The sequence below is a fragment of the Bradyrhizobium daqingense genome, from assembly GCF_021044685.1.
In the GTDB taxonomy this organism is placed as follows: Bacteria; Pseudomonadota; Alphaproteobacteria; order Rhizobiales; family Xanthobacteraceae; genus Bradyrhizobium; species Bradyrhizobium daqingense.
The window spans coordinates 2,526,618-2,541,221 of the sequence record NZ_CP088014.1 but is presented as its reverse complement, the minus strand read 5'-3'; the positions used below and the strand labels follow the sequence as shown (position 1 = coordinate 2,541,221).

The 14,604-nt window shown below is 64.7% G+C and carries 13 protein-coding genes; 5 read left to right on the top strand and 8 right to left on the bottom strand.

The window, feature by feature from the left end:
* Positions 1–111: 111 nt before the first annotated feature.
* The 4 genes from LPJ38_RS12150 to LPJ38_RS12135 form a co-directional block, all read right to left on the bottom strand.
* Positions 112–264: an aa3-type cytochrome c oxidase subunit IV gene (locus LPJ38_RS12150; protein WP_008546229.1), complete on the bottom strand. Its 153-nt coding sequence runs from the start codon at positions 262–264 to the stop codon at positions 112–114.
* Positions 265–362: 98 nt separating this feature from the next.
* Complete coding sequence (locus tag LPJ38_RS12145) at positions 363–749, bottom strand: type II toxin-antitoxin system death-on-curing family toxin (RefSeq protein ID WP_145632665.1); 387 nt, start codon at positions 747–749, stop codon at positions 363–365.
* Entirely contained in the window at positions 746–1,012 is a 267-nt protein-coding gene (locus tag LPJ38_RS12140; protein WP_008546231.1) for an AbrB/MazE/SpoVT family DNA-binding domain-containing protein, read from the bottom strand. Before LPJ38_RS12140 ends, LPJ38_RS12145 begins: the two co-directional genes overlap by 4 nt.
* A gap of 72 nt (positions 1,013–1,084) precedes the next feature.
* The gene (locus LPJ38_RS12135) at positions 1,085–3,022 is read right to left on the bottom strand and encodes a M3 family oligoendopeptidase (RefSeq protein WP_145632670.1); all 1,938 of its coding nucleotides are present in this window, start codon (positions 3,020–3,022) and stop codon (positions 1,085–1,087) included.
* Positions 3,023–3,149: 127 nt separating this feature from the next.
* On the opposite strand from LPJ38_RS12135, the gene LPJ38_RS12130 reads away from it, so the two are divergent.
* From LPJ38_RS12130 to mepK, 3 genes are all read left to right on the top strand, one after another.
* Positions 3,150–4,643, top strand: coding sequence for a sigma-54-dependent transcriptional regulator (locus LPJ38_RS12130; protein WP_145632672.1), 1,494 nt, complete (start codon positions 3,150–3,152; stop codon positions 4,641–4,643).
* Between the two features lie 346 nt (positions 4,644–4,989).
* The gene (locus LPJ38_RS12125) at positions 4,990–7,173 is read left to right on the top strand and encodes a L,D-transpeptidase family protein (protein WP_145632675.1); all 2,184 of its coding nucleotides are present in this window, start codon (positions 4,990–4,992) and stop codon (positions 7,171–7,173) included.
* Positions 7,174–7,441: 268 nt separating this feature from the next.
* Positions 7,442–9,055 (top strand): peptidoglycan L,D-endopeptidase MepK, encoded by a 1,614-nt coding sequence (gene mepK, locus LPJ38_RS12120; protein WP_145632678.1) that lies wholly within the window; start codon positions 7,442–7,444, stop codon positions 9,053–9,055.
* Positions 9,056–9,195: 140 nt separating this feature from the next.
* Here the strand turns inward: mepK and LPJ38_RS12115 are convergent, their stop codons facing one another.
* From LPJ38_RS12115 to LPJ38_RS12100, 4 genes are all read right to left on the bottom strand, one after another.
* Positions 9,196–9,621 (bottom strand): DUF1801 domain-containing protein, encoded by a 426-nt coding sequence (locus LPJ38_RS12115; protein WP_145633279.1) that lies wholly within the window; start codon positions 9,619–9,621, stop codon positions 9,196–9,198.
* A 46-nt stretch (positions 9,622–9,667) separates the two neighbouring features.
* A complete protein-coding gene (locus LPJ38_RS12110; protein WP_145632681.1) occupies positions 9,668–11,434 on the bottom strand; it encodes an adenylate/guanylate cyclase domain-containing protein in 1,767 nt (588 codons plus the stop codon).
* An 85-nt stretch (positions 11,435–11,519) separates the two neighbouring features.
* On the bottom strand, positions 11,520–11,792 hold the full coding sequence (locus LPJ38_RS12105) for a DUF2312 domain-containing protein (protein ID WP_008546273.1): 273 nt from the start codon (positions 11,790–11,792) through the stop codon (positions 11,520–11,522).
* A gap of 198 nt (positions 11,793–11,990) precedes the next feature.
* The gene (locus tag LPJ38_RS12100; RefSeq protein ID WP_145632683.1) at positions 11,991–12,296 is read right to left on the bottom strand and encodes a DUF1244 domain-containing protein; all 306 of its coding nucleotides are present in this window, start codon (positions 12,294–12,296) and stop codon (positions 11,991–11,993) included.
* 168 nt (positions 12,297–12,464) lie between these two features.
* On the opposite strand from LPJ38_RS12100, the gene LPJ38_RS12095 reads away from it, so the two are divergent.
* Both LPJ38_RS12095 and pyk read left to right on the top strand, forming a co-directional pair.
* On the top strand, positions 12,465–13,055 hold the full coding sequence (locus LPJ38_RS12095) for a DUF1036 domain-containing protein (protein ID WP_060737109.1): 591 nt from the start codon (positions 12,465–12,467) through the stop codon (positions 13,053–13,055).
* The gene (gene pyk / locus LPJ38_RS12090; RefSeq protein ID WP_145632685.1) at positions 13,052–14,488 is read left to right on the top strand and encodes a pyruvate kinase; all 1,437 of its coding nucleotides are present in this window, start codon (positions 13,052–13,054) and stop codon (positions 14,486–14,488) included. Before LPJ38_RS12095 ends, pyk begins: the two co-directional genes overlap by 4 nt.
* Positions 14,489–14,604: the final 116 nt, after the last annotated feature.

Genomic DNA, 14,604 nt, shown 5'->3' with positions numbered 1-14,604 from the left:
CAAAACTGAGCGTTACTCCCGCGGCGTTCGATACCGGTTTTAACACCGGCTTGGATGCAAATTTTCTGGGCAGCCGCTGCCGCTGGCGTGTGCAGCTGCCGATCAGTCAGATCAGGTCAGGAAGATCGCCATCAGGATGACGATGAGCGCGACCGAGACGGTGCCGTACTTCACCAGCTTGATGAAGCCCTCGTAGGTCTGCTCGTGGGCAACGTAGTCGTTGCCGTCGGCGGTGGTGTACGCCACTTCGCTATGGTCAGCCATGGAATGTCCCCAGTCGAAAGTCGAATTCTCGGGCTGGGATTACCTTAAAGATCTGGACAGGGCAACGGCACCTGGAAGCCGTTTTCCCGCAAATCGCCTCATTTGGAATTCCAATTGTCGCGGATCCAGCGCGTCAGGTTCTCCTCGCTGACGTCACCGGCAGCGAGCGACATGATGATGGCGGCCGCTTCCGCCTCCGGCACAACGAAGTCGATGCCGTTAACGCCGAGAAACGTGTACAGCGCCAGCAGAGACGTACGTTTGTTGCCGTCGACGAACGGATGGTTGCCCGCGATGCCGAAGGCGTACGCCGCCGCCAGTTCAGGAAGACCGGCGCTCTCGTACGACCATTTGTTTTTGGGCCGATCGAGCGCGGATTCGAGCATGCCCTCGTCCCGCAGGCCGCTTGCACCGCCATGGATCGCCAGCTGTTCGTCGTGGATCGCTATAATGATCCGGCGCGTCAGCCAGATCGGCTCGCTCATTTGGCAAGCTCGGCGAGCGCGTTGTGATAACGCTTCATGCCTCGCCGCGCGACTTCCATCGCCTTTTCGAAGTCGGGGTCATGCGGGGTCAGCAAGACGCCACCGTCCGATTGCTCGACCGGAAACAGCTTGTCGCCCTCTTTGAGATTCAGACGAGCCGCGAGCTCCTTCGGCAGGATAACGCCGATCGAATTGCCGATCTTGCGCACCTGCAGCACCGTCGATTCGTTCTTCAGGTCGTTGGGGTTCGCGTTCTCGTTCATGGCCACACCTCGTTATACATTTGTATAACATCAGCCCGCTGCCCGTTCAACAAATGTTTTACGGCCTCACCCTCACCCCATCGCCTCCAACTCGTCGATCATCCCCGCGATGACGCTGAGGCCGCCGTCCCAGAACTTCGGGTCCTTGGCATCCAGCCCGAACGGACGCAGCAGCTCGGAATAATGCTTGGTTCCCCCTGCGGCGAGCATGTCGAGATAGCGCTCGGCAAAACCCTCGGCCGCGTGCTCGTATACCGCATAGAGCGAGTTCACGAGACAATCGCCGAACGCATAGGCGTAGACGTAGAACGGCGAGTGGATGAAGTGCGGGATGTACATCCAGTAGTTCTCGTAGCCCGCCTTGATCTCGATCGCCGGCCCCAGGCTCTCACCCTGCACCGACAGCCAGATCTCGCCGAGCCGGGCCGCGGTGAGCTCGCCGTTCTTGCGCTCGGTGTGGACCGCGCGCTCGAAGGAATAGAACGCGATCTGCCGCACCACGGTGTTGATCATGTCCTCGACCTTGCCGGCGAGCAGCGCCTGGCGCTGCTTTGGGCTCTTGGTCTGCGCCAATAGCCGCCGGAAGGTCAGCATCTCACCGAACACGCTCGCCGTCTCCGCCAGCGTCAGCGGCGTCGGCGCCATCAGCGCGCCGTTCTTCGCGGCGAGCACCTGATGCACGCCATGGCCGAGCTCATGCGCGAGCGTCATCACGTCGCGCGGCTTGCCCTGGTAGTTCATCAGCACGTAAGGATGCGCCGACGGCGTGGTCGGATGCGAGAACGCGCCGGGCGCCTTGCCCGGACGCACCGGCGCATCGATCCAGCGGTCGATGAAGAAGCGCTCGGCAATGTCGGCCATCTCTACCGAGAAGCCGCGATAGGCCGTCAGCACCATATTGCGTGCATCGGGCCAGCCGATGACGTCCGTCGCGGCAAAGGGCAGCGGCGCGTTGCGGTCCCAATAAGCGAGCCGCTTCTTTCCGAACCACTTCGCCTTCAGCGCGTAGTAGCGATGCGACAGCTTTGGATAGGCCGCGCGCACGGAGGCGACCAGCGCGTCCACCACCTCGCGCTCGACGCGGTTGTTGAGGTGGCGGGAATCGGCGACATCCTGAAAGCCGCGCCAGCGGTCGGAGATGTCCTTGTCCTTGGCCAGCGTGTTGGTGATCAGCGCAAAGGTGCGCTCATTTTCCTTGAAGGTCTTGGCCAGCGCCTCCGCTGCGGCCTTGCGCTTGGCCCCGTCGCGATCCTGCAGCAGATTGAGCGTCGGCTCGATCGCCAGCTCCTTCCCGCCGACCTTGAAGCGCAAGGCCGAGATGGTCTGGTCGAACAGCCGGTTGAAGGCTGAATAGCCGGTCTGCGCCTTCTCCAGGAACAGCTGCTCGAGCTTGTCGTCGAGCTGATACGGCTTCTCCTTGCGCAGATCCTCGATCCACGGGCGGTAATACGCCAGCTCCGGCGCCTCCAGCGCGCGGGTCAAAATATCGTCATCGATCCGATTGAGCTCGAGCGCGAAAAACAAAAGATGCGTCGAGGCCGCCGTCAGGCGCTCGGACACGTCGCCGTAAAACTTTGAAATCTTGGGGTCCACGCTGTCGCCGGCATGGACGAGACCGGCATAGGAGCCGAGACGGCCGGCGAGATCGTCAATCGCCTCATAGCGTCGCACCGCCTCGGCGAGCCATTTTCCGCCATCTTCGTTTGCTGTCCCTGTTCCGAGCTTGCCCTTGTAGTCCGTCTCGAACGCGACGCAGTCGGCATCCATCTTTTCGAGGTCGCGCGCCACTTCCGGCGCATCGATCCCGGAATAGAGATCGGCCAGGTTCCACTCCGGAAGCTTGCCGATCTTGCTCGCGGGCTTTGCGGGCGAAGATTTTGCGGACGAAGACTTTGCAGACGAAGACTTTGCAGACGAAGATTTGGAGGGCTTTGCCTTGGCGACAGACTTCTTGGCGGCGGATTTCTTGGTGGCGAGCTTGCGGAGTGCAGTCTTGGAGCGCGAAGTCATTGTGTGGGAAACCTGTGTTCAACAAGCGCGACGGCGGGCGGGGGCATCAAGGTTTAAGAGTGCGTTAATCGGCTTCGGCCAGAGTGCCCCGAATCGAGACAGATAGTTGTAGCGTGCGGGGAACACCATGGCTGCCAGTATTTTGATCGCCGACGACGACGCTGTAGCCCGCCGTCTGGTCGAAAACATGGTGCAGAAATGCGGCTATGAGACGGTCGTCGTGGACTCCGGTGACGCCGCGATCGCCGCCCTCACCGCGCCCGAGGCCCCCGCGATCGACGGCGTCATCCTCGATCTCGTCATGCCCGGCCTCGACGGCATGGGCGTGCTGGCGAAAATTCGAGAGGCCGGCCTCAGCATCCCCGTCATCGTCCAGACCGCACATGGCGGCATCGACAACGTGATCTCGGCGATGCGCGCCGGCGCGGCCGATTTCGTCGTCAAGCCGGTTGGCCTGGAGCGACTTCAGGTCTCGCTGCGCAACTCGCTCAACGCCTCCGCGCTGAAGGGCGAATTGCAGCGCATCCGTCACAGCCGCGAGGGCCGGCTGACCTTCGCCGACATCATCACCCGCTCCGAGGCCATGGCGGGCGTGATGCGCGCCGCGCAGAAGGCCGCGAACTCCTCGATACCCGTGCTGATCGAAGGCGAGTCCGGCGTCGGCAAAGAGATGTTCGCGCGGGCCATCCATGGCAGCGGCGAGCGCAAGGCAAAACCCTTCGTCGCCGTCAATTGCGGTGCGATCCCCGACAATCTCGTCGAGTCCATCCTGTTCGGGCACGAGAAGGGCGCATTCACCGGCGCCACCGAGCGGCACATGGGCAAGTTCGTCGAGGCCCATGGCGGCACGCTGTTCCTGGACGAGGTCAGCGAGCTGCCGCTGACCGCGCAGGTCAAGCTGTTGCGCGCGCTCCAGGAAGGCGCAGTCGAGGCGGTCGGCGGCCGCAAGCCCGTCAAGGTCGACGTGCGCATCGTCTCCGCAACCAACCGCAAGCTCCTCGAGCGGGTCAAGCAGGGACACTTCCGCGAAGACCTGTTCTATCGCCTGCATGTGCTGCCGCTGACGATCCCCTCGCTGCGCGCCCGGCGCGAGGACATCCCGCATCTGCTGCGGCATTTCCTGGCGCGCTTCGCCGCCGAGGAAAACCGCCCCATCACCGGCATCAGCGGCGAAGCGGTGGCGCATCTCGCCCAGCTCGACTGGCCCGGCAACATCCGCCAGCTCGAAAACGCGGTCTACCGCGCGGTGGTGATGAGCGACGGCGACCAGCTCGGTCTTGGCGATTTCCCCCTGCTGGCCGCGCAGGCGCATGCTGCCGACATTCCGACTGCGCCATTGATGATCGAGCCGATGGCGGCGCCTTCGCTGGTATCTAGTAACGAAATACCGATAGCCCCCCTCGCCTCGGCGGCAAGTCTCTCCATGCTGACGGCGAATGGCGATGTCCGCCCGCTGGAGGAGATGGAGAACGAGATCATCCGGTTCGCGATCTCGCATTATCGCGGGCAGATGTCCGAAGTCGCCCGCCGCCTCAGAATCGGCCGCTCAACGCTCTACCGCAAACTCGACGAAGCCGGGGTTCCCGGCCACGGCGGGAAAAGCGGCGAGGAGACGCACTGAGCCTGATGCGAACAGAGGTTCGCGCCGTGCTGAGACGAGGCCGCAAGCCCTTCGCATTACGGTGAGATTTGACCTCGTCGTGAACCGTGACCTGGAAGTGACAGACACAGGGAAAAGCGCGTGGCAGAAGCGCACAATCCGTTGCCAAGAGGCTCCCTTGAAGTCAGTTTGTCGTGAGTTGTCCCGGGTAGCGCTGGCTGCAAAATCGGGGCCTGTATATCGTCTGCGTATGAATCGTTGCGTGCAGGCGTGCGACTTTCGAGAGGCCGGCGCAGTTTAGCCGAAGATCTACAGACGATAACGAAGCTGTTCCACGAGGGACAGTTCACCCGAGGGGTGTGACACAATGCGTGACTGTTTGAACCACCGTGCAGGCTTCGACCGCGTCTTGATGACGGTCGCGGCGACCTTCCTCACGGTGTCTGCCAGCTCAGCCCTGGCGCAGGATCAGGGGCGCAGCAGCGCCGCCGAGCTCGCGATCGAAGCCGCGATCCCGCGTCCCGAGCCGGCCAACGTCCCGCCCCCGACCGCATCGGACATCAAGCTCGACACCACCGCGACGCTGCAGGACGCAACCAAGGAACCTGCGAAGGCTGAAGCCGCACCCGCCAAGGTCGAGCCGAAGCCTGCCGACGTCGCGACGACGCCCGCCACCGAGGCGCCGAAGAGCGAGACGGCAAAAACCGAGCCTGCGAAATCTGAGCCCGCCAAGGCCGAACCCGCCAAGGCCGATACCGCGACCGCCCCAGCAGTGCCCGCTGCGGCTCCGGCCGCCGAGCCCGTCAAGGCCGCGAGCAACGTTCCCGCTGCCGACCAGCCGGTCGCCGACAAGCTCAAGGACATCATCGGCGCCAAGACCTCGCGCCATTTCGACCGCAAGAACGAGCGGGCCGCGATCGAGAAATTCTACGGCGCGCGCGACTTCGCGCCGGTCTGGACCCAAGGCGGCAGCCTCACCGCCGCGGCCAAGGGCGTGATTGCGCGACTGAAGGATGCCGCCTCCGACGGCCTCAATCCGGCCGATTATCCGGTGCCCGATTTCGCAGCCGCCACCACGCCCGATGCGCTCGCCGATGCCGAGCTCAAGCTCACCGCCAGCATGTTCGACTATGCGCGCCAGGCCCAGAGCGGCCGCATGCACTGGTCGCAGGCCAGCGGCGACATCCTCTATCCCGAGCATCCTGTCGATCCGAACGAGGTGCTCGCCAAGGTCACGACCGCAACGGATGCGTCCGCTGCGCTCGACAGCTACAACCCGCCCCACAAGCTCTACAAGGAGCTGAAGGCCAAGCTCGCCGAGCTCCGCGGTCAGGGCAGCGGCCCGGCCATCGAGATCGCCGACGGTCCGGCGCTGAAATACACCCCGGCCGGCAAGAAGCAGGCCGAGATCATCGTGGAAGATCCGCGCGTGCCGCAGCTGCGCGCCAAGCTCGGCATCACCGAGAACGCGAACGACACCCGCTACGACGCGGCGGTCGCCGAAGCCGTGCGCAAATTCCAGAGCGGCGCCGAGATGAAGGCGACCGGCATCCTTGACGACAAGACCGTCAAGGCGCTCAACACGCCCAAGCGCGACAAGCAGATCGACGTGGTGCTGGTCAACATGGAGCGCTGGCGCTGGCTGCCGCGCGACCTCGGCGCACCGGCGATCGGCGATGCCTATGTCATCCTCAACATTCCCGATTTCACCTTGAAGGTGATGCAGCGTGGGCAGCAGGTCTGGACCACACGCGTCGTCACCGGCAAGCCGGGCAAGCACGCCACCCCGCTTCTCACCGAGACGATGAAGTACATCACGGTCAATCCGACCTGGAACGTGCCGCCGTCGATCGTCTACAACGAGTATTTGCCGGCGCTGCAGCAGGATCCGACCGTGCTCCAGCGCATGGGCCTGAGGCTCGAGCAAAACCGCGACGGCTCGGTGCACATCTCGCAGCCACCTGGCGAAGCCAACGCGCTCGGCCGCATCCGCTTCAACTTCCCGAACAAGTTCCTGGTCTATCAACACGACACGCCGGACAAGCACTTGTTCGCCAAGGAAGAGCGCGCGTTCAGCCATGGCTGCATGCGCGTGCAGAATCCGGATCAGTACGCCTCCGTGCTGCTCAACATCGTCATGCCCAACGAGAAATACACGCCGGAGCGCATCCGCAGCATGTACGGCAAGAGCGAGATCGACCTGAAATTCCCGACGCCGATCCCGGTCAACATCACCTATCAGACCGCGTTCGTGGATGACGCCGGCAAGCTGCAATTCCGCAAGGACATCTATGGTCGCGACGCGGTCATGATCAACATTCTGAAGAACAGCCGCGGCAAGGACATCGAGAACGTGGTCGCGCATTCGCAGCCGAGCTATTCCCGCCCGGCGACGACACTGCCGTCAGGCGTGGCGGTGGCCAACAATGGCGGCGGTTTCGGCTCGTCCGGCCCGAATTTCTTCGAGCGGCTGTTCGGGGCGGGGCCGCCGACCCCGCCGCCGGCGCCCGTCGGCCGCCGGCCGGCGCAGCAGCGGGTGTTCACCCGCTAAGGCTCAGCGCCTGAATCACTCAAATTTTGCAGAGAAATCAGCGACCTCATCCCTTGGATGGGGTCGCTTAACTTTAACCATTCTCCACCTCGATCGGAGACGCGGGCGTTTTTTTGCCACAGTCAACGGTTTAGGATCGTATTCTGACTTGGTTTGGGGGCGGGAAGGTCAACCTCAAATTAACCTTCGCGCTTTAAGAAAGCGTTCATCCTCTTTCGCGCTGCTAACGGGGTTGGCGGGAGAGTCCATTTGAACGCTCGTCGACTGGGTGGGCTCATACGTGCTGACGGGTCTCGCACGCCAATTCGCTGTGCTGTCGTTGTCCCATGCGGGAGTGAAGGTCGGATCCCGGATCGGCCTCGCTGCCGCACTGCTGCTTGCCGCCGCAGGCTCGGTTCATGACGCCGCCGCCCTGAACGAGACCAAGACGCTCTCCTTCCACCACACCCATTCCGGCGAAGACCTCTCCGTCACCTTCAAGCGCGACGGGCGCTATGACGAAGCCGCGCTGAAGCAGCTCAACCATTTCCTGCGCGACTGGCGCACCCAGGAATCGACGGTCATGGACCGTCGCCTGTTCGACATCCTCTGGGAAGTCTATCGCGACGTCGAGGGCAAGCAGCCGATCCAGATCATCTCCTCCTACCGCTCCCCCGCCACCAACGCCATGCTCCGCCGCCGGTCCTCCGGTGTGGCGCGCGCCAGCCAGCACATGCTGGGCCATGCGATGGACTTCTACATCCCCGGCGTGCCGCTCGAGCAGATCCGCTTCGCCGGCCTGCGCCTTCAGCGCGGCGGCGTCGGCTTCTACCCGACCTCCGGCTCGCCCTTCGTGCATCTGGACACCGGCAGCGTCCGGCACTGGCCGCGCATGACGCATGACCAGCTCGCCCGCGTCTTCCCGGATGGAAAGACGGTGCACCTGCCGACCGACGGCGTGCCGCTGAAGAACTATGAGCTCGCCAAAGCCGAGATCGAACGACGCGGCAGCGGCGATGATTCCGGCAGCAAGCCGAATTTCTTCGCCGCCCTGTTCAAGGGCAAGTCGGCGGCTCCGGCCGCCGGCGACGAGGACGACGAGGGCGCGCCCGCCCCGGCCGCAAAGCCTGCGGCGCCGACCGTCGTCGCGGCCGCCGCCAAGCCCGCCGAGCCGGTGCCGACGCCGCGCGCCAAGCCGCAGATCGCCGCCACGATCCAGCTCGCCTCGGCCGATGCGCAGATCGTTGCGCCGCCCAAGCCGAAGCCCGTGGCTGACAAGCCGGCGGCCACACGGTCAGCCGACGCCAAGCCCGAGACGCCGGCGGATATCATCAATGCCCGCGGCTTCTGGGATGACGTCCCGGCCGCGCCGCAGCAGGCAACGCCGGCTCAGGTGGCCGCGCTGAAAGCGCGCCAGGCCCTCGCGGCCGCCACCGACGCGCACCCGACCGCCAGCGTCGCCAGCGCAACTCTTCAGGCCCTGGCTTACGCGCCGGCCGCTTCCCCGGTCGACCGCGCCAACGTCGTCGCCGCCTCCGCACCGATCCCGCGCTCCACGCGGCCCCGCAACGTCGCTCAGGCGACCGAGATCAATACGGTGGTCGGCAAGAGCATCGACGGCATGGTCGCGACCGCAACCCGCCTCTCAGCCGCCAAGGGCGAGAGCATCTGGCTGAAAATCGTGATGCTGTCGCCGAGCGCCAGCCGCGCGATGTCGGTGACGCTGATGGGCGAGCTCGATACCGCGGCGCTGCGTGGTTATTTCGTCAAGCCGCAATCCGTGATCGCGATGGGCTTTGTCGACGATCCGATGCAGGGCCTGTCCTGCGAGACGTTCTCCGGCAGCGCCACCGCCAAGCTCCCGACGACGTCGTTCGTCATGCGGACGGCGGCGCTGCGCTGATAGCAGCGACAATTTCCAAACACTCGTTCTCGTAGATGGGGTAACGGGCCGGCCTCCCGGATGAGCGAAGCGGCATCCGGGGAAGCTGCGTGTGCTTGGGAATCCCGGATATCGCTTTGCGCATCCCGGCTACGAGTGCCCTAACGCGCCCTCTTGCTCCGCCGGTCGAGGTGATACGTCAGCGCCAGCGACAGACAAACCGAAAGCTCCCGCGTGGGCAGCTTGCCCGCTACCGGCAACAGCAGCGCCCTCGTCTGCCGATACTCGAACTGTTCGGGAAAGCGTTCGCGGAAAGTGTCGACCAGGGTCGTCTTGCAGTTGAAGAGAATGGCGGCGTGGTCGGAATCCTTCAGGCGGCCGAGCCGGATCGTGCTGCCGCTGCCCGTCTCCTCGGTCAGATAGGCAGGCTCGCCCCATTTCAGCGTTTCGCTGAGCCGTCCGACCCCGTCATGCGCCGAAGCCGTCGCAAAGATCAGATCGCGTACCTGCAGGAGCCGCTTGCGCATCGGCACGGGAAAGGCGTCGAAGGCCCGGCGCACCTCGGGCAGCAACAGCGGCTCAGTCACGGTCTCACTCTCGATGATCGCCAACCGGTTTCCGCTGCGCGCCGGATCAAGCCGGCAGGCCTGCCTTGAGAAGGCCTGCCTCATAGCGCTGGCGATCGACGTTTTGCTTATAATGCTGGGTCGAAAGATGATTGGCCACCGAAAATGCCGGTTCACGCTTGAGGACTTCGGCCGCATGCGCACCCGCGGCCACCGTGTTGCCCATTTGCGCGAAGATGCCTGCAAGGAACGCGTGATGAGTGTGATCGGGCCGTGAGATCCGCGAGAGAGCTTCGGCGGCTTCGGCGTACTTCTCGGCACAGTAATAAGCCCGCCCGAGATGACTCCAGAACCGTTCCGGATGATAAGGGTTGAGCCTCATCGCCTTCTTGATCCAGTCGATGCCCTCCTCCGGCCGCCCCAGCCAGGTCAGCAGCTCGCCCTGCTGCACCACCACGAGATCATAGTTCGGGTTGAGCGCGAGCGCGCGCTCCTGATGGTAGGCGGCCTTGTCATGGTCGTCGCGGTTCAGATTGAGCGCCGCGAGGATGCGGTGAACGTCGCTGTCATTGTCGTCGAGAACCAGCGCGATCTCCAGCTCGGCAGCCACCTGCTGGAAGGTGGCGTCGCGATCGGCGCACCAGCTATAGACCCAGCTCTGGCCCAGGACGCACGCCTTCCACGCATGTGCGTGAGCATAGTTCGCGTCGAGCTCCAGCGCCCGCTCGAGCAGAAGCCGCGCACGTGCGTTGTCTTCGCGATTGGAGCGGTGGTGCAAGATCTTCGCGGCCAGAACGCATTCATAGGCTGCCATGTTGTCAGTTGGCTTGCGGTTCGCCCGATCGTGCGTGGCCGCCTCGACGCGGCCCGGCAACGTGGCTGCGATGGCCCGCGTCATCTCGTCCTGGATCGCGAAGATGTCCTTGAGCTCGCCGTCATACCGCTCGGCCCAGATATGCCGATCCGTTTCCGCATCGATGAGCTGCACGGTGACGCGGACACGATCCCCGGCCTTTCGCACGCTTCCCTCGATGACGTAGTCGACACCGAATTCGCGGCCGACGTCCTGCACCTTTACGGCCTTGCCCTTGTAGACGAAGGTCGAGTTGCGGGAGATGACGAGCAAATCGTGGAAGCGCGACAGCTCTGTAATGATGTCTTCGGTCAAACCGTCCGCGAAGAATTCCTGTTCCGGATCGCCGCTCATGTTGGCGAACGGCAGGACTGCTATGGACGGCTTCCTCGAGCTACCGGATGGCGTTGCGGAGAGCCTTGCTCCTTCTTGCTGACTTGCGGGCCGCTCCGGCAGCCGAATCCGAAAAACACGGATCGGGCGCGCAATGTTCTTGACGTTCTGTTCGCCGAGATCGTCGAATTGAACTCCGTCGAGCCGGTCGCCGACCTGATCGCGCACCGCGCCTGAAACGCAGATCCCTCCGGGCTCGGCGAGCGCCTCCAGCCGCGCAGCGATGTTGACGCCATCACCGAAGATGTCGTTTTGGTCGACGATGACGTCGCCCAGATTGATGCCAATGCGGAATTGTATCCATCGCGGCGGCGGGACATCGGCGTTGCGCCGCGCCATGCGGCGCTGAACTTCCGCGGCACACAATACGGCATCGACCACGCTGTGGAATTCCACGAGCAGGCCATCGCCCGTCGTCTTGATGATGGTGCCACGATTCTTGGTGATGGCCGGATCAATGAGTTCGACCCGATGGGTCTTGAGGCGCGCAAGCGTACCCGCCTCGTCGACCTCCATGAGCCGGCTAAAGCCGACCATGTCGGCGGCGAGGACCGCGGCGAGCCTGCGCTCTGGTCCGGGCACATCCATCGCTCGGTCCTTTCGCCGAGCACTGTAGCAGACGAAGGGATTTCGCCAAGCTTGGTGCGCTGCAATGCCGACCGGGCGGTGCGCCTCAGATCATGCCCAGCGCCTGCATGTAGGTCTCGAGGATGGTCTCGGCCTCGGCGCGTTCGTTGGGGTCCTGCTTGCGCAGGCGCACGATTGTGCGCAATGCCTTGACGTCGTAGCCGTTGCCCTTGCTCTCGGCATAGACGTCGCGGATGTCGTCGGAGATCGCCTTCTTCTCTTCCTCCAGCCGCTCGATGCGCTCGATGATGGATTTGAGCTGGTCCTTGGCAAATTTCGTCGCGGGCTCGTCGTCGCGGACGGCGGCGGAGGTGGCCATCTTGGTACTCCCAATGGAACTGGCAAAACGAGGTGACGCCGGCATCGTCACCGCGCGTGCTGGGTAGACCCTTAGGGTTGGCGCCGACCGCGTTCAAGCAAGCATCACGCTCGTCCACAGCGCGCCCACACCTTCCTGCAGCGAGGCGAAGAAAGCTATTGTGTGGTGCGACTCGGGTGACGCCGCAAAGAGGCCGCTTCAGTGCCCGTGGGGATGGACCTTCTTCATCGCCTCGAGCTGCTCGGGCGTGGCCGCGCCCTGGTATTTCGCCTTCCACGTCTCATAGGGCATGCCGTAGACGGCCTCGCGGCTCTCGTCCTTGCTCAAGCTCACGCCCTGGGCGTCGGCGGCGTCCTTGAGCCAGTTGGACAGGCAGTTGCGGCAGAAGCCGGCGAGATTCATCAGGTCGATGTTCTGGACGTCCGTCCGTGTCCTCAAATGATCGACCAGGCGCCGGAATGCGGCCGCCTCGAGTTCCGTTCTGGTTTTGTCGTCGATGGCCATGGCTGGATTCCTTGGGGCTGCCCGGATGGCGCTCACCCTTACGGGATCAGGTGGGGCCTGTCACAGATTTTGCCATATCCCGGCGCAAACGGACCCCGAACCGGGCCTTCCGGGCAGCTCCCTGCCCCTACGCCAAATCATCAATGATCTGATATAGCTTCCGCGACAATGATCGCCGAATCTCCCCGCTCCCCCCTTCGCCTGCTCGCCCGGTTGGTCCCGGTGCTGGCGGTCGCGCTGCTGTGCTGCTGGAGCAGCCCGGCATCGGCCGATTTCCGACTCTGCAACAATACGTCGAGCCGGGTCGGGATCGCGCTGGGCTACAAGGACGCCGAGGGCTGGACCACCGAGGGTTGGTGGAACATCTCGTCCCGGTCCTGCGAGACGCTGCTGCGGGGAACGTTGGTCGCCCGTTACTATTACATCTACGCCATCGACTATGATCGCGGCGGCGAATGGTCGGGCCAGGCTTTCATGTGCTCGCGCGACAAGGAGTTCACCATCCGCGGCACCGAGGATTGCCTGGCACGCGGCTACGACCGCACCGGCTATTTCGAGGTCGATACCGGCGAGCAGCGGGCCTGGACCGTCCAGCTCACGGATGCCAACGAACAGCCGGCGCAGCAGCGCGTGCCCGGCCTGCCCGGCCCGGTTGGACCGGGCGGGGTTCCGGGTTTGCCCAATAGCCCGCCCGGTGGTACGCCCCCCGCGCCTGGTCTCCCGCCAGGCGCTGCCCCCCCGTCTGGAAGTAAGCCATGAGGCGCCTTCGCCGTATCAAGATTCTCGCGACGCTCGGACCTGCTTCGTCGGACCTCGCGATGATCCGCCGCCTGTTCGAGGCGGGTGCCGACCTGTTCCGCATCAACATGAGCCACACCCCGCATGACAAGATGCGGGAGCTGGTGGCGACGATCCGCAACGTCGAGAGCAGCTATGGCCGGCCGATCGGCATCCTGGTCGATCTCCAGGGCCCGAAGCTGAGGCTCGGCTCCTTCGCCGACGGCGCGGTCCAGCTCCAGAACGGACAGACCTTCACGCTCGATTCGGACAAGGCGCCGGGGGATGCCACGCGCGTCCACCTGCCGCATCCGGAGATCCTGGCCGCACTCCGGCCGGGCCATGCCCTGCTGCTCGACGACGGCAAGGTGCGCCTGATCGCCGAGGAGACCTCCAAGGAGCACGCGGTGACGCGTGTCGTGGTCGGCGGCAAGATGAGCGACCGCAAGGGCGTCAGCCTGCCCGACACCGACCTGCCGGTCTCCGCCATGACGCCGAAGGACCGCGCCGACCTCGAGGCGGCCCTCGTCACCGGCGTCGACTGGATCGCGCTGTCCTTCGTGCAGCGCGCCGACGACGTGATCGAGGCCAAGAAGATGATCCGCGGCCGCGCCGCGGTCATGGCTAAGATCGAGAAGCCGCAGGCGATCGACCGCCTCGCCGACATCATCGAGGCCTCCGATGCGCTGATGGTGGCGCGCGGCGACCTCGGCGTCGAGCTGCCGCTGGAGCGCGTGCCGAGCCTGCAGAAGCAGATGACGCGGATGGCGCGCCGTGCCGGCAAGCCGGTGGTGGTCGCGACCCAGATGCTGGAATCGATGATCCAGTCGCCGGTGCCGACCCGCGCCGAAGTCTCCGACGTCGCGACCGCGGTCTATGAAGGCGCCGACGCCATCATGCTGTCGGCGGAATCGGCGGCCGGCAAATTCCCGGTCGAGGCGGTCTCGACCATGAACCGCATCGGCGAGGAGGTCGAGCGCGACCCGACCTACCGCTCCGTGATCATGGCGCAGCGCCCCGCACCGGAATCCACCGCGGGTGACGCCATCGCGGACGCCGCCCGGCAGATTGCCGAGACGCTCGACCTGCCCGCTCTGATCTGCTGGACCAGCTCGGGCTCGACCGCCGTGCGCGTGGCGCGCGAGCGGCCGAAGCCTCCGATCGTGGCGATCACGCCGAACATCACCGCCGGCCGCAGGCTCGCCGTGGTCTGGGGCGTGCATTGCGTGGTGGCCGAGGATGCCCGCGACCAGGACGACATGGTCGGCCGCGCCGGCCAGATCGCGTTCCGGGACGGCTTCGTCCGCGCGGGCCAGCGCGTCATCATCGTCGCCGGCGTGCCGCTCGGCATTCCCGGCACGACCAACATGGTGCGCATCGCCTCGGTCGGCCCCGAGGGGGACGCCAACATCTGATTTTTCGGCCGCTCGCACCAAACTGCGAAAACAACCCCATGCACAGTAGAAGGCGCGCCCTGCGCCGGTGCTGTGGTCTTTTCGAATAACCCTGCGCGACCAACGGCCTGAGCGCG

Excerpts from the sequence above, each read along its gene's own strand:
- LPJ38_RS12150 (WP_008546229.1), bottom strand. The coding sequence starts at position 264 with ATGGCTGACCATAGCGAAGTGGCGTACACCACCGCCGACGGCAACGAC.
- LPJ38_RS12145 (WP_145632665.1), bottom strand. The coding sequence starts at position 749 with ATGAGCGAGCCGATCTGGCTGACGCGCCGGATCATTATAGCGATCCAC.
- LPJ38_RS12140 (WP_008546231.1), bottom strand. The coding sequence starts at position 1,012 with ATGAACGAGAACGCGAACCCCAACGACCTGAAGAACGAATCGACGGTG.
- LPJ38_RS12135 (WP_145632670.1), bottom strand. The coding sequence starts at position 3,022 with ATGACTTCGCGCTCCAAGACTGCACTCCGCAAGCTCGCCACCAAGAAA.
- LPJ38_RS12130 (WP_145632672.1), top strand. The coding sequence starts at position 3,150 with ATGGCTGCCAGTATTTTGATCGCCGACGACGACGCTGTAGCCCGCCGT.
- LPJ38_RS12125 (WP_145632675.1), top strand. The coding sequence starts at position 4,990 with ATGCGTGACTGTTTGAACCACCGTGCAGGCTTCGACCGCGTCTTGATG.
- LPJ38_RS12110 (WP_145632681.1), bottom strand. The coding sequence starts at position 11,434 with ATGGATGTGCCCGGACCAGAGCGCAGGCTCGCCGCGGTCCTCGCCGCC.
- LPJ38_RS12105 (WP_008546273.1), bottom strand. The coding sequence starts at position 11,792 with ATGGCCACCTCCGCCGCCGTCCGCGACGACGAGCCCGCGACGAAATTT.
- LPJ38_RS12100 (WP_145632683.1), bottom strand. The coding sequence starts at position 12,296 with ATGGCCATCGACGACAAAACCAGAACGGAACTCGAGGCGGCCGCATTC.
- LPJ38_RS12095 (WP_060737109.1), top strand. The coding sequence starts at position 12,465 with ATGATCGCCGAATCTCCCCGCTCCCCCCTTCGCCTGCTCGCCCGGTTG.
- pyk (WP_145632685.1), top strand. The coding sequence starts at position 13,052 with ATGAGGCGCCTTCGCCGTATCAAGATTCTCGCGACGCTCGGACCTGCT.